Origin of the sequence: Pseudaeromonas paramecii (assembly GCF_039540575.1) — a bacterium.
GTDB lineage: Bacteria > Pseudomonadota > Gammaproteobacteria > Enterobacterales > Aeromonadaceae > Pseudaeromonas > Pseudaeromonas paramecii.
On sequence record NZ_BAABFC010000012.1, the window covers coordinates 279771 to 293551 of the forward strand.

General features: G+C 65.7%; 14 protein-coding genes. 5 read left to right on the forward strand and 9 right to left on the reverse strand.

Features of this window, described 5'->3' with window-relative positions; translation table 11 throughout:
• Nucleotides 1-142: 142 nt before the first annotated feature.
• Nucleotides 143-1594 (reverse strand): aspartate ammonia-lyase, encoded by a 1452-nt coding sequence (gene aspA / locus ABD847_RS09935; RefSeq protein WP_345012508.1) that lies wholly within the window; start codon nucleotides 1592-1594, stop codon nucleotides 143-145.
• Nucleotides 1595-1991: 397 nt separating this feature from the next.
• Here aspA and ABD847_RS09940 point away from each other — a divergent pair, with 397 nt between their 5' ends.
• The 3 genes from ABD847_RS09940 to groL all read left to right on the forward strand — a co-directional run bounded on the left by ABD847_RS09940 (nucleotide 1992) and on the right by groL (nucleotide 4572).
• On the forward strand, nucleotides 1992-2477 hold the full coding sequence (locus tag ABD847_RS09940) for an FxsA family protein (RefSeq protein ID WP_345012510.1): 486 nt from the start codon (nucleotides 1992-1994) through the stop codon (nucleotides 2475-2477).
• Between the two features lie 123 nt (nucleotides 2478-2600).
• Nucleotides 2601-2894 (forward strand): co-chaperone GroES, encoded by a 294-nt coding sequence (locus tag ABD847_RS09945; protein WP_345012512.1) that lies wholly within the window; start codon nucleotides 2601-2603, stop codon nucleotides 2892-2894.
• A 40-nt stretch (nucleotides 2895-2934) separates the two neighbouring features.
• Nucleotides 2935-4572 (forward strand): chaperonin GroEL, encoded by a 1638-nt coding sequence (gene groL, locus ABD847_RS09950; RefSeq protein WP_345012514.1) that lies wholly within the window; start codon nucleotides 2935-2937, stop codon nucleotides 4570-4572.
• An 83-nt stretch (nucleotides 4573-4655) separates the two neighbouring features.
• Here groL and ABD847_RS09955 read toward each other — a convergent pair whose 3' ends face one another.
• From ABD847_RS09955 to ABD847_RS09985, 7 genes are all read right to left on the reverse strand, one after another.
• Nucleotides 4656-6353, reverse strand: a complete 1698-nt coding sequence (locus tag ABD847_RS09955; protein ID WP_345012516.1) for a hypothetical protein — start codon at nucleotides 6351-6353, stop codon at nucleotides 4656-4658.
• Between the two features lie 206 nt (nucleotides 6354-6559).
• Nucleotides 6560-7003: an arsenic resistance N-acetyltransferase ArsN2 gene (arsN2, locus tag ABD847_RS09960; RefSeq protein WP_345012518.1), complete on the reverse strand. Its 444-nt coding sequence runs from the start codon at nucleotides 7001-7003 to the stop codon at nucleotides 6560-6562.
• Nucleotides 7004-7108: 105 nt separating this feature from the next.
• The gene (gene dgcA, locus ABD847_RS09965) at nucleotides 7109-8101 is read right to left on the reverse strand and encodes an N-acetyl-D-Glu racemase DgcA (RefSeq protein WP_345012520.1); all 993 of its coding nucleotides are present in this window, start codon (nucleotides 8099-8101) and stop codon (nucleotides 7109-7111) included.
• Nucleotide 8102: 1 nt separating this feature from the next.
• Nucleotides 8103-9125 carry an N-acetyltransferase DgcN family protein gene (locus tag ABD847_RS09970; RefSeq protein ID WP_345012522.1) on the reverse strand — a complete coding sequence of 341 codons (1023 nt, stop codon included), beginning with the start codon at nucleotides 9123-9125 and terminating at the stop codon, nucleotides 8103-8105.
• A 74-nt stretch (nucleotides 9126-9199) separates the two neighbouring features.
• Nucleotides 9200-9916 (reverse strand): ABC transporter permease, encoded by a 717-nt coding sequence (locus ABD847_RS09975; RefSeq protein WP_345012524.1) that lies wholly within the window; start codon nucleotides 9914-9916, stop codon nucleotides 9200-9202.
• Nucleotides 9916-10638, reverse strand: a complete 723-nt coding sequence (locus ABD847_RS09980; protein WP_345012526.1) for an ABC transporter permease — start codon at nucleotides 10636-10638, stop codon at nucleotides 9916-9918. Before ABD847_RS09980 ends, ABD847_RS09975 begins: the two co-directional genes overlap by 1 nt.
• 25 nt (nucleotides 10639-10663) lie before the next feature.
• A complete protein-coding gene (locus ABD847_RS09985; protein WP_345012528.1) occupies nucleotides 10664-11452 on the reverse strand; it encodes an ABC transporter substrate-binding protein in 789 nt (262 codons plus the stop codon).
• A 152-nt stretch (nucleotides 11453-11604) separates the two neighbouring features.
• On the opposite strand from ABD847_RS09985, the gene ABD847_RS09990 reads away from it, so the two are divergent.
• The gene (locus tag ABD847_RS09990; RefSeq protein ID WP_345012530.1) at nucleotides 11605-12579 is read left to right on the forward strand and encodes a LysR family transcriptional regulator; all 975 of its coding nucleotides are present in this window, start codon (nucleotides 11605-11607) and stop codon (nucleotides 12577-12579) included.
• Between the two features lie 6 nt (nucleotides 12580-12585).
• Here the strand turns inward: ABD847_RS09990 and ABD847_RS09995 are convergent, their stop codons facing one another.
• The gene (locus ABD847_RS09995; protein WP_345012532.1) at nucleotides 12586-13008 is read right to left on the reverse strand and encodes a winged helix-turn-helix transcriptional regulator; all 423 of its coding nucleotides are present in this window, start codon (nucleotides 13006-13008) and stop codon (nucleotides 12586-12588) included.
• A 153-nt stretch (nucleotides 13009-13161) separates the two neighbouring features.
• Here ABD847_RS09995 and ABD847_RS10000 point away from each other — a divergent pair, with 153 nt between their 5' ends.
• A complete protein-coding gene (locus ABD847_RS10000) occupies nucleotides 13162-13716 on the forward strand; it encodes a flavodoxin family protein (RefSeq protein ID WP_345012534.1) in 555 nt (184 codons plus the stop codon).
• The last annotated feature ends 65 nt before the right edge of the window (nucleotides 13717-13781 follow it).

Consider the following 13781-nt stretch of genomic DNA (forward strand, 5'->3'; position numbering starts at 1 on the left):
GGCCCTACTATAGCCAGCCGACTATGAAAAATCATCGTTCCATGAGCGGGCTCACAGCAATTAATCGACCCACTGGAAACCAGTTCTGCCGCGCTGAGTCAGCGTCCTCACCTGGGGCACCGACCCAACGTCGCCGTGTGGTTTACCCCTTGTCCGCACCGCGCAGGCCGCGGGGATAACGCCGCCCGCGGTACTGGGGCCGCCGCAGGTTGGCCGGCGAGAAGATCTCGTCCAGCTGCGCCTCGGTGAGCAGGCCCAGCTCCAGCACCACTTCCTTCACCGACTTGCCGGTCTCGGCGCAGATCCGCCCCACCTTGTCGCCCATGTGGTGGCCGATGTGGGGATTGAGCAGGGTGACGATGCCGATGGAGTGGAACACATAGGCCTCGCAGATGGCCTGGTTGGCGGTGATGCCCCGCACGCACTTGTGCTCCAGGCCGATGCAGGCCTTCTGCAGCAGGGAAATGGACTCGAACATGCACTGGGCGATCACCGGCTCCATGACGTTCAGCTGCAGCTGTCCCGCCTCGGCGGCCATGGTGATGGTGATGTCGTTGCCCACCACCTTGAAGGCCACCTGATTGACCACCTCGGGGATCACCGGATTGACCTTGGCGGGCATGATGGAGGAGCCGGCCTGCAGCTGAGGCAGGTTGATCTCGTTGAAGCCGGCCCGGGGGCCAGAGCTTAACAGCCGCAGATCGTTGCACACCTTGGAGAGCTTGATGGCCAGCCGCTTCAGGGCACTGTGCAGCATGACGTAGGCGCCGCAATCGGAGGTGGCTTCGATTAAGTCCTCTGCCGGCACATAAGGGGCGCCAGTGATCTCCGCCAGTTTCTGGATCGCCAGGGCGGAATATTCCGGCGGGGTGTTGAGACCGGTGCCGATGGCGGTGGCCCCCAGGTTCACCTCCAGCAGCAGCTCCCGCGCCTTGTGGATGCGACCTATCTCCTCGTTGAGGGTCACGGCCCAGGCGTGGAACTCCTGGCCCAGGGTCATGGGCACCGCATCCTGCAATTGGGTGCGACCGAGCTTGAGGATCTCGTCAAAGGATTTGGCCTTCTCGTCGAAGGCGGCGATCAGCGAGGTCAGGGCCTGGATGACGGTCTCGCTGCTCTCGTACAAGGCCACCCGAAAACCCGTGGGGTAGGCATCGTTGGTGGACTGGCAGCAGTTGACGTGGTCGTTGGGATTCACCACGGCGTAGTCTCCCTTGGGTCGCCCCAGCAGCTCCAGTGCCAGGTTGGCCAGCACCTCGTTGACGTTCATGTTCACCGAGGTGCCGGCACCGCCCTGGAACAGGTCGATGGGGAATTGATCCAGGCAGCGATCCTGCTCCAGCATCAGGCGGCAGGCCTGCACTATGGCCTCCACCGTCTCCTCCGGCAGCAGGCCCAGCTCGCCGTTGGCCAGGGCGGCGGCCTGCTTGGTCTTCACCATACCCTTGATGAAGGCCGGCACCTGATTGATGGTGCGGTCGCTGATCTGGAAGTTCTCAATCGCCCGCAGGGTGTGAATGCCGTAATAGGCGTCGGCGGGTACCGCCCGCTCTCCCAGCAGATCCTCTTCGATGCGCACTTGACTGTCTTGCATGACTTACTCCCTCGGCCCGTGGGCCGTGCTGCGGCTTGCCAAAACAGGGGCAGACGTCCACCTGACTATCCTGCACCAGGCCTCGTGCCCCACCATGCGCCAGTCTTCCCTGACTTGCCGTAATCGGGATCACGGCCTGGATGACGGCCCGGATGGGGCCGGCCTACGACTGGGTTCACCCGACTATATCCTTAGCGCATCGGTCTGTGAATTGCCGGCTTGGCCAGTGATTATTTGCGGTCTGTCTCTTGTTTTGTGGCGCATCCATATGCATTGCTGGGCTTATCGCAGTGTCATGCGCTGGTGGTGGTTTGTGGCGCCCGGCCCCTTGAATCCGGGCAAAATGTCACCATATAGCCAGCATGGCCCGCCGTTGGGCCGCTAAGCCGAGGTGCCTTTGACCAAATTACTGCTGCCGGCGTTTCTGCTGCTGGCGCTGATCGAACTCTGGCTCATCATCCAGGTGGGCGCCGTGCTGGGGGCCTTCGCCACCCTGGCCCTGATGCTGTTTACCGCCGTGCTGGGCATCTCCCTGGTGCGCAGCCAGGGGCTCAAGACCCTGCTGGCCGCCCAGCAACGCCTGGCCCAGGGCCAAGCTCCGGCCGGCGAGATGCTGCAGGGGCTGCTGCTGGCCGTGGCCGGCGGCCTGCTGATCCTGCCGGGTTTCTTCACCGATCTGCTGGGTCTGCTATTGTTGCAGCCGACCCTGCGCCGCCATCTCATCGCCCGCTGGCTCAAGGCCGTGCCGGGCTTTGCGCCGGCCGCCAGCCCCTTCGCATCCCCCGCTAACGACGCCACTGGCTCGGGCCAGGTGGAGCGCGATGGCCGGGCGGCCTCCCAGGGCACTACGGTGGATGGCGAGTACGAGCGTAAGGATCGTTGAGAAAATTTTTTTACGGCCCCCCCTTGAAGGCGTGGATCCCGTCCCCACATTGGAAGGGCATTCCCATTTACAGCCGGCCGAAGCGGCCGCTGAAGGTAACAACACTCAGTAGGAGAGTTATCGATGAAAATCCGTCCATTACATGACCGTGTAATCATCAAGCGCACCGAAGTTGAAGCCAAGTCTGCTGGCGGTATCGTCCTGACTGGCTCTGCCGCCCAGAAGTCCACCCGTGGTGAGGTGCTGGCGGTTGGCGCGGGCCGGATCCTGGACAACGGTGACGTCAAGCCCCTGGCCGTCAAGGTCGGTGACAAGGTGATCTTCAACGAAGGCTACGGTGTGAAGACCGAGAAGCTGGATGGCCAGGAAGTCCTGATCCTGTCCGAGTCCGACATCCTGGCGATTGTCGAAGCATAATCCCGTCCTTCCCGATAACAGAATTTAAGGATTGAACAACATGGCTGCAAAAGACGTACTGTTCGGTAGTGATGCCCGCGTAAAGATGCTCGAGGGCGTGAATGTTCTGGCTAACGCCGTCAAGGTGACCCTGGGTCCCAAGGGCCGCAACGTGGTGCTGGACAAGTCCTTCGGCGCCCCCACCATCACCAAAGATGGTGTGTCCGTGGCCAAGGAAATCGAGCTGGAAGACAAGTTCATGAACATGGGCGCCCAGATGGTCAAGGAAGTCGCTTCCCAGGCCAACGACGCCGCCGGTGACGGTACCACCACCGCCACCGTCCTGGCCCAGTCCATCATCACCGAAGGCCTGAAGGCCGTGGCCGCCGGCATGAACCCCATGGATCTGAAGCGCGGCATCGACAAGGCGGTGATCGCCGCCGTGGAAGAACTCAAGGCCCTGTCCGTGCCCTGTGCCGACACCAAGGCCATTGCCCAGGTCGGTACCATCTCTGCCAACTCCGACACCACGGTCGGCAACCTGATTGCCGAAGCCATGGAAAAGGTAGGCCGTGATGGCGTCATCACGGTGGAAGATGGCAGCGGTCTGCACGACGAGCTGGACCTGGTAGAAGGCATGCAGTTCGACCGTGGCTACCTGTCTCCCTACTTCATCAACAAGCCGGAAACCGGCTCCGTTGAGCTGGATGACCCCTTCATCCTGCTGGTGGACAAGAAGATCTCCAACATCCGTGAAATCCTGCCGGTGCTCGAAGGCGTGGCCAAGGCCGGCAAGCCGCTGCTGATCATCGGTGAAGACGTGGAGGGCGAAGCCCTGGCTACCCTGGTGGTCAACACCATGCGTGGCATCGTCAAGGTGGCCGCCGTCAAGGCCCCGGGCTTTGGTGATCGTCGCAAGGCCATGCTGCAAGACATCGCCATCCTGACCGCCGGTACCGTGGTCTCCGAAGAGATCGGCATGGAACTGGAGAAGACCACCCTGGAAGATCTGGGCCGTGCCAAGCGCGTGACCATCACCAAGGAAAACACCACCATCATCGATGGTGCCGGTGAAGTCTCCGCCATCGAAGCCCGCGTGACCCAGATCCGTCAACAGATCGAAGAGTCCACCTCCGATTACGACAAGGAAAAGCTGCAAGAGCGCGTGGCCAAGCTGGCCGGCGGCGTGGCCGTGATCAAGGTGGGTGCCGCCACCGAAGTGGAAATGAAAGAGAAGAAGGCCCGCGTCGAAGACGCCCTGCACGCGACCCGTGCCGCGGTGGAAGAAGGCGTGGTGGCCGGGGGTGGTGTCGCCCTGGTGCGTGTGGCCTCCAAGCTGACCGCCCTGACCGGTGACAACGAAGATCAGACCGTGGGTATCCGCGTCGCCCTGCGCGCCATGGAATCCCCCCTGCGTCAGATCGTGGCCAACGCCGGTGAGGAGCCGTCCGTGGTGGCCAACCGGGTGCGTGAAGGCGAAGGCAACTTCGGCTACAACGCCGCTACCGAAGCCTACGGCGACATGCTGGAGATGGGTATCCTGGATCCCACCAAGGTGACCCGTTCCGCCCTGCAGTTCGCCGCCTCCGTGGCTGGTCTGATGATCACCACAGAGTGCATGGTCACCGACCTGCCCAAGAAGGATGCCCCGGCGGCCCCGGACATGGGCGGCATGGGTGGCATGGGCGGCATGATGTAATCGTGCCAACCAAGGCTAACTGATTGAAAAGACCGGGCAATTGCCCGGTCTTTTTTTTTGCGTGATCTCGGCCCCGGCTCAGCTCAGCCTGGTGAGCCGCGCAGCCCTGGAGCCGGTGTGGCCTTGGGCCGTGGGCGGCTGGCCCACAGCAGCAACAACAGCGCCAACAGGCTAATCCCGCGACCGGCCAGCTCCTGCGGCAGGGCCTTCAGGGTCAGCTGCACCCGGTAATGGCCGGCTGGCAGAGCCAGGCGCAGCAGACCGTTGGCGTCAGGCCCCAGGGTCAGGGGCGTGGCGTCTGTGTCGCGGCGGGCCTGCCAGCCGGGGTAGAAGAACTGGTGCAGGGTCAGCTGGCTGGCGGTCGGCACAGCCAGTTGCAGCTTCAGCCGCCGTGGTTGCCAATCCAGTATCTGCCAGCGGGTGGTCGGTGGCTCGCTGGACAGGGTGGGGGTGGTTCGCGCCAGCTCAAGCAGGCCCGGCACGCTGAACCGATCGCTGGGCACCCAGCTGGGGCGATATTCCAGCGGGCTGCGCCGATTCACAAAGAGGGTGTCGAGGCGGGTCTGGGGATGTTGGCGGAAGAGGCGATCCGCCATGACACTCACCTCGATCAGCATCAGCAGTAGCCAGAGGACATGCCAGAGGGCGACACCCTGGCGGTGCTGGGCGCCGACCTGCAGCGCCAGACCCAGGATGGGCAGCACGCTGACACACAGCAGTGTCTGGATGCGCCAGGGAAACTGCACCTGCTGCAGAATGGGCAGGGCATCCCAGAGGGGGCGCGCCAGCGGCGCCATCCACAACAGTAAGGCGGCGCTGAGCAGCAACCACAGCAGTGCCGTGTGGCGGGCTTCCCTGTCACTATGCCGCCGAGCCTGCCACCAGCCGGCCAGGGCCAGCAGGCCATTGGCGGCGGCGACGAAGCTGAGGTTGCGGCGGAAGGTGAAGCCGTGTTGGGCGTCGGGCCAGATGTCGAGGAAGTGACGGCGATAGTCGAGGATCCCCTCCAGCATGGCGGGAATCGAGACATACTGCTGGGTCGTCATGGCCGGTAGCCAGTAGATGGCCGCCAATCCGAGCCCGAGGCTAAGACCCGCCACCTGGCGGGCAAGCTGGCCTAGCGTTGGCTGCCTTCTCCATAACCAGAGGGTATGCAGCGCGATCAGTGGTGAGGCCAGCAGCAGCACCGGCAGATGACTGAGGGTCAGGGCCGCCACGCCGCCGGCCAGCTGAGCCAGGGCCAAGCGGCCACCTTGCGCCAGGCGCACACTGCCGTGCAGTATCATAGGCAACCAGACGAAGGCCCAGAATTCGGCGAAGGCGTAGCGTTGGTACAGGTCGATGAGCAGGTGGTAGGGCTGAGCCATGTAGAGCAGGGCACCCAGCAGGGCGGCTCTTTGACCGATGCCGTAGCCCAGCAACCAGGCGCGGGCGGTGACCCCGGAGGCGATGAGCGCCAACAGCGCCGCCAGCGCCAGGGGGTGGCCGTCCCCCGCGCCCTGTGTCGGCAGCACGGCCTGGCACAGCGCCGTGACCCAGTAAGGCAGGGGTGGGTAGAAGAAGAAGGTGGGGCTGCCGAAGCCGGCGTTCATCGCCTGCATCCAGCGCGGATAGAGCTCACCCTGCCAAAATTGCTGGCTGAAGTGGTGGCTAAACAGCAGGTGATGCAAGAAATCGTGGCCGGTCGGCGTGGGATTGCACAACAGAGGCAGGGTCAGCAGCACACCGATAAGAACCAGCCAAACAGACCATGTGTTCATCAGGCGCAGTAGCCAAACCATGAGTGGCCTCCCTGGCCGGAAACCCTTGTCAGCTCGGCAGCGCACCGTCGGATCAGGCTTGCTGCTATTTCAAGGTAATGCCTGAGCCTGAGGTTGTCGAACCCGGGCCCCGAGCGCAGACGTTGTCGCTCAGTTCTCGGGGCAGCTGAGGTTGCACAGTGCGCGGTCTCATCAATCAGCCGGAGCGATCGCTGGCTGTGGCTGTATCAGCCTGATGCGGCCCCTGAGAGTGCCAGGCGCATGACGATGGCGCTCTGGGGGCAGACGGCGGCAAATTCGCTGCACTGGCGGATGCTCTGTGGCACGTCTTCCCGCGCCACCTGAGTAAAGCCCTGGCGGGCAAAGTAGTCCGGCGCCGTGGTGGTGAGCAGATAGAGATCCGTCAGCCCCAGGGTCTGGGCCTGGGCCGTTACGGTTGCCAGCAGTTGCCGGGCCAGCCCCTGACTGCGGCAGGCCGGGCGCACCGCCAGGGAGCGCAGCAGTCCCTGCCCGCCATGCACCTCCAGGCCTATGATGCCGTCCGGCTGATCCATGGGGCCCAGGGACCAGAAGCGGTGGCGCTGGTCGGGATGTATGTCCCGGGTGGGCAGATCGCACGCCTGCAGCAAGGCCAGCACGGCGGCCAGGGGCGGATGGGGTTGGGCTTGCATGGTTGGGCTCCAAACGGACGGATAGACCGATTTTGCACCCTTTTTGCCTGGTGGGGTAGCAGGGCCATGCCACCCAGGTGCGGCATGGCCCTGGTCTTCAGGGCGTTAGCCGCCCCACAGCGCCGCCTGGGGCGGGTAGAGGGTGCTGCCCTGGTATTGCAGCCCCTGGGCATGGTCGGTCTTCAGCAGCAAGGGGCCGTCCAGATCCACCACCCGGGCGCCCTGGGCCAGCAGCACCGCCGGGGCCATGGCCAGGGAGGTGCCGATATTGCAGCCCACCATGATGTCAAAACCCTGTTCCCGGGCCGCCTGGGCCAGGGCCCAGGCCTCGGTGAGGCCACCGCTCTTGTCCAGCTTGATGTTCACCAGATCGAAGCGACCGATAAGCGCCGGCAGGCTCTCCCGGCTGAGGCAGGACTCGTCTGCCGCGATGGGCACCAGGCGGTCGATGCCGTCGAGCCAGGCCTCGCAGCCCACGGCGAAGGGCTGCTCGATCAGCTCCACCCCCAGTGCCTTGAGCCGCGGCAGGTAGTCGATGAGCTGCTGCCGCTGCCAGCCGGTGTTGGCATCGACGATGAGCCGGGCCCGAGGCGCGGCAGTGCGCACCGCAGCCACCCGCTCCAGATCCCCCTGGGGCTGACCCAGCTTGAGCTTGAGCAGCGGCCGGGCGGCGGCGCGACCGGCCGCCTCACCCATCTCCTGCGGGCTGCGCAGGGACAGGGTGAAGGCGGTGGTCAGGGGCGCCGGCGGCTGCGTGAGGCCCAGACACTGCCAGACCGGCACCCCGGAGCGCTTGGCCTCCAGATCCCACAGGGCGCAATCCAGGGCGCTGCAGGCACAGCCCGGCGGCAGCAGCTGCTGCAAGGCCAGGCGATCGGCGCCGGCCTCGATGGCGTCACGCACCGCCTCCAGCTGGGGCAGTATGGCCGGGTAGTCCGCCTCGTAGAGATCCGTGTGCTCGCACTCTCCCCGGCCGATCAGGCCATCTTCTTCGATCTCCACCACCACCACGGCGGCGTCCACAAAGGGATCCAGCCGGGAGATGATGAAGGGCTCGTGCAGCGGCCAGTGCTCGCTGCGTACCGTCAGGCGGCGCATCTTAGGCGGTCTCGCCGGCCAGGATGGCATCCACCAGGGGCGCCACGCCGGTGCGCACCGGATCCACCACCACCACCCCCAGGCGCTGGGCCAGCTCGTCGATGGCGGCCAGGGCATCGGCCTCGCTCAGACGGGAGGTGTTGAGGGCGATCCCCCCCAGCCGGACCTTGGGATTGGTGAGGCGGGCCATGGCCAGGTTGGTGGCGATCACCTGCTCCATGGGCTGGATGGGGTAGCCTTCCATGCCGTCCATCTGGCTGCGGCCGGCCTCGTGGCAGACCACCAGCACATCGGCCTGGGCACCGTGCAGCAGCCCCAGGCTGACCCCTGCGTAGGCCGGGTGGAACAGGGAGCCCTGGCCCTCGATGATGTCCCAGTGCTCCGGGGCATTGGCCGGGGCCAGCAGCTCCACGGCGCCGGAGATGAAGTCGGCCACCACCGCATCCACGGAGACGCCGTAGCCTTCGATCAATATGCCGGTCTGGCCGGTGGGACGGAAGCTGGTGGGCAGCTTGCGGGCCGCCATCTCGGCCTGGATGGCCAGGGCGGTGAACATCTTGCCGACGCAGCAGTCGGTGCCCACGGTGAGCAGCCGCTTGCCGCTGCGGGGCAGGCCGGTGCCGCAGGGCAGGGTGGCCGGCGGGTTGCGCACATCCAGGATGCGGCGGCCGTAACGGGCGGCGGCGTCGACGATGGCGGGGATGCTGGCCAGGCGGATATGCAGGCCGCTGGCCACGTCCATGCCGTGGGCCAGGGCCTCGACACAGGTGTCGATCCAGCGCTGGGGCAGGCTGGCGCCGAAGGGGGCCAGACCGAGCACCAGGGTCTTGGCGCCGGCGGCGGCGGCGCTGGCCACGTCCATGTCCGGCAGGCCCAGATCCACCGGGCTTTCCGGGTAGCGCAGCTGGGCCAGGCAGCGCTCCGGCCGCCAGTGGGCCACGCCCTTGGCGGTCTTGGCCATCAGCAGATCCGGGGCATCGCCGACAAACAGCAGGTAGGGGGCGTTGAGTTCGATGAGTTCCATGTGTGCTCCTTTGGGGACGACAGAGGCCGCCCGGTGCTCCGGGAGTGGCCGACGATTCAGGGGTGAATAAGTAGTTAGTGACTGAGTGCCAGGCGCTGGGTCGGGGGCGGTGCCGCCGGTTGCAGGTGGCGCATCAACCGCCGCTCCAGCCGGTGCCACAGCCAGACGAGGCTGCTGGTGATCACCAGATACCCCAGGGCCGCGTAGCAGTAGACGGTGAAGTCGAAGGTCTGGGAGAACAGCCGCCGGGTCTGGCCCATGAGATCCAGCAGGGTGACGATGCTGGCCACGGCGCCGCCCTTGAGCAGCAGGATCAGCTCGTTGCCCAGGGCCGGAAAGGCGATGCGATAGGCATTGGGCAGCAGGATCAGGCGGTAGAGCTGCACCGGGCGAAAGCCATAGGCCCGGGCGGCCTCCATCTCACCAGCCTTCACCCCCTGCAAGCCACCCAGCAGGATGGCGGCCTGGTAGGCGGCGGAGTTGAGGCTGAAGGTCAGCAGAGCGCAGTTGAAGGGATCCCGCAGCAGGCCCCACAGGCCCAGGGCCTGCAGCTCGGGGCGGAACTGGCCGGCGCCGTAGTAGAGCAAAAACAGCTGGCCCAGCAGAGGCGTGCCGCGAAAGAAGGAGACATACAGCCGGGCCAAGGGCGTCAGCAGCCGGGGCCGCCGGTAGAGCAGCAGCGCCAGGGGCAGGGCCAGCAGGGCCGCCAGCAGGTAGCCCCCCAGGGTGAGTTTCAGGGTCAGACCGGCGCCGGCCAGCAGCTGGGCGCCGTAGTGTTGCAGGCTGTCCATCAGGCGTGACCTCCGGGTTGAACTCCCTGGCGACCGCCGGGGCGGCAGCCCAGTTGCAGCCGGGCCAGCCCCCACTCGGAGGCCATGCAGACTCCCCAGTAGATGAAGCAGACCGTCAGGTAGAAGAAGAAGGGCTGGCGGGTGGCGCCCACCGCCACCGTCCCCATGCGCATCAGATCGTTGAGGGCGATGACCGACACCAGGGCCGTGTCTTTCACCAGGTTGAGCCAGAGGTTGCCCAGCCCCGGCAGGGCCAGCTGCAGCAGGGGACGCAGTTCGATGAGCAGCAGCACCTGATAGCGGCGCATCCCCAGGGCCAGGCCCGCCTCCCGGGGGCCGAACTCCAGGGACTGATAGGCGCCGCGCAGCACCTCGGCGGCATAGCCGCCCAGCACCAGCCCCAGCGAGATGACCCCGGCCACGAAGGGGCTGAGGCTGACGAAGTCGCCATGCTCCCGGGAGAGCAGGCGGTTGAGCAGCATGGCCACCCCGTTGTAGACCAGAAACAGGGTCAACAGCTCGGGGGTGCCGCGGATGAGGGTGGTGTAGGCGCGGGCCAGCCAGCGGGCCGGCCCACCCCGGAACCACAGCAGACAGCTGAGGCTGCCCAGCAGCAGGCCCACCGGCAGGGTGGCCAGGGCCAGGGCCAGGGTGATCCCCAGTCCCGCCACCAGCTCATCGCCCCAGCCTGTGGGGCCCCAGCTCAATAGTTGCCAGTTCATGCCAGACTCCTCGCCGCCTGCGGCCTTACTTCATGGTGTAGATGTTGATGGGGAAGTACTGGGCGTTAATCTTCTGATAGGTGCCGTCGGCTATGATGGCCGCCAGGGCCTGGTTCAGCTGTTGGCGCAGATCGTCGTCGCTCAGGCGCACCGCCATGCCCACGCCGTCCCCCACGTACTTGGGATCCGTCACCATCTCACCCACGGTCTGGCAGCACTTGCCGTCGTCGGTGGTGCGGGTCCACATCAGCAGCGGCAGGGCGTCGCCCATCTGCAGATCCAGCCGGCCGGAGGCCAGATCCAGGTTCACCGCCTCCTGGGTGGGGTAGAGGCGCACGTCCGACTTGCCATACAGCTGGGTCAGGTACTCCGCCTGGGTGGTGCCCGCCTGGGCGCCGATCACCTTGCCGGCCAAGGCGGCGGGGGAGATGTCCTGCACATCCGCCTCCTTGGGGGCCACGAAGGTCATGGCGGCCTTGTAGTAGGGATCGGTGAAGGCCACCTGCTTCTTGCGCTCCTCGGTGATGAACATGGAGGCCAGGATGACGTCGTACTTGCCGGCCTGCAGCGCCGGTATGATGCCGTCCCAGTCCTGGGTGATGAATTCACACTGGGCCTGCAGCTGGGCGCACAGCGCCTTGCCGATCTCGATGTCGAAACCCTGCACCTGGCCGTTGGCATCGATGAAGTTGAAGGGGGCATAGGCGCCTTCGGTGCCGATGCGGATGGTCTTCCACTCCTTGGCAGACAGGGAGCCGCTGGCGAGGCCAGCCAACAGGGCGAGGGTCAGGGTGCCGGTAAGCTTGAGGGACATGGGGCCTTCCTTGGGGTGATGGCGAGCCTTGGGCTCGGGATGAGGCCAGTGTCCGGCGGTACCATATATTTCTCAAATGAATTGTTAGTATGATATTCATAGTCAAATGCTATGGGTGTCATGGGGCGCCTGTTGAGCGGAGAGCGGAATCGATGGAACCCAATGCGGCGGCGGAGCGTCTGTTGCGCAACCTGGACTGGAACCTCTTGTTCCTGTTTTTCACCATAGTGGAGGAGGAGGGGATCACGGCGGCGGCCCAGCGGCTGAACCTCAGTCAGCCCAGCGTCAGCAACGGTCTCAAGCGGCTGGAGGAGCAGCTGGGAGCCCGGCTGCTGCTGCGGCGCAAGGGGGCCTTCGCCCTCACCTACCAGGGGCGGCGCCTGTATGAGGATGCGGCGGCGGTGCACCGCATCCTGCGTCAGCTGGCGGGGCACTTTGCCGCGGCGGCCCCCGAGCTGCGGGGCCAGCTGGATCTGGCGGTGGCCAGTCACCTGCACCTGCCGGCGCTGGATCGCACCCTGGGGGCCTTCCATCAGCGCTATCCCCAGGTGACCTATAACCTGAGCGTGCTGCCCAGCGCCGAGATCATCGCCGCGGTGGCCGCCGGAGGGCTGGGCTTCGGCCTGTGCACCATGCAGCGTCCCCAGGCGGGGGTAGACTTCCAGCTGCTGGGTCACGAGCAGATGGCGTTCTACTGCGGCCGGGCCCACCCCCTGTATGGCCAGGAGGAGCTGACCCTGGAGCAGCTGCAGGGCTTTGCCTATGTGTCGTTTGAAAGCGAGCAGCCCAGCCAGGGGCTGCAGTCCATCACCCGGCTACGGCAGGAGCATGGCCTGTGGGGCAATCTCATCGGCGTGTCGCCCAATGACGAGGAGGTGCGGCGGCTGATCCTGGCGGGGGTGGGCTTTGGCGTGCTTACCGTCTCCGGTGCCGCCCCCTTCGTGGCCAACGGCGATCTCTGGCCCCTGCCGCCCTACCAGAACCTGCCGATGGTGGACATCTATCTGGTGAGCCGCAGCCAGGGGCTGTCGGTGGCCGAGGCCACCTTCATCAGCCGGTTGAAGGAAGAGGCGCGCCAGGATCTGCAGCGGCGCTACTTTGCCGGCGGGCCGGGCGTCTCGGCCTGAGGGCGGCTAGTCTTGCGCCGGGCGGATGTAGCGCAGTCCGGTGGGGCGGGGCGCTTCCGGCAGCTGGGCATCGTACTGGGTCTGGGCGGCCAGCATTCGCTCCACGTTCTGCTCCGCCCATTGCCCCACCTGCTCTATGGTGTCGGCAAAGGAGCCCCCCAACGCGGTGAGGTGGTACTCCACCCGCACCGGCACCTCGGGGTAGAGGGTGCGGGCGATGAGGCCATCCCGTTCCAGTTGCTTGAGCTTTTGCGACAGCACCTTCTGGGAGATGCCGTTGACCCGTCGCTTGATCTCGCTAAAGCGCAGGGGGCCGCCCTGGCGCAGCAGGTTGATGATGAGCAGTACCCAGCGTTCGGCCAGGCGATCGAAGAACAGGCGGGCCGGGCAGTCACGGCTGTAGACGTCATAGGCGGGAAGGTCTGACACGGTATCCTCCAGGTAACCAAGGCACTTTTTCGCCACTCATTGTAAACCTAGTTTCCGCTGGATACCATGCCCGTCAGGGTGGCCTTGAACTCGAATGGGGCTACCCTCCACGGCAATCCATGTTCAAACACGCACAGAATGACGAGGTAGGTTATGGCTAAGACAGTGGTGGTGTATTTCTCCGGTTATGGTCACACCCAGCGGGTGGCCGAGTATGTGGCCAAGGGCGCCGAGGCCAGCCTGGTGGCGGTGAGTGCCGAGGGTGAGGTGAGCGAGGCGGACTTCGCCCTGCTGGATGCGGCCGATGCCATCATCTTCGGCGCGCCCACCTACATGGGCGGCGTACCCTGGCAGTTCAAGAAGTTTGCCGATGCCACCTCCAAGGTGTGGTTCACCGGCGGCTGGAAGGACAAGGTGTTCGGTGGCTTCACCAACAGCGCCAGCCTGAACGGTGACAAGCAGGTGACCCTGATCTACCTGCAGACCCTGGCCTCCCAACACGGCGGTCTCTGGGTCAGCCTGGGGCTGCCGCCGGCCAACACCCAGGCCGCCACCCGTCAGGACGTGAACAACCTGGGGGGCTCTGTGGGCCTGCTGGTGCAATCCCCCTCCGATGCCGGTGCCGACGTGATACCGGCAGGGGATCTGGAAACCGCCACCCGCTACGGTGCCCGGGTGGCCGCCGTGGCCGCCAAGCTCAAGGGCTGATCCCTGGGGCCGGTGCGGGTCAGGGACCCGCGCCGGCCTCTTGTCAGCGGGTCAAAGGAGATCGG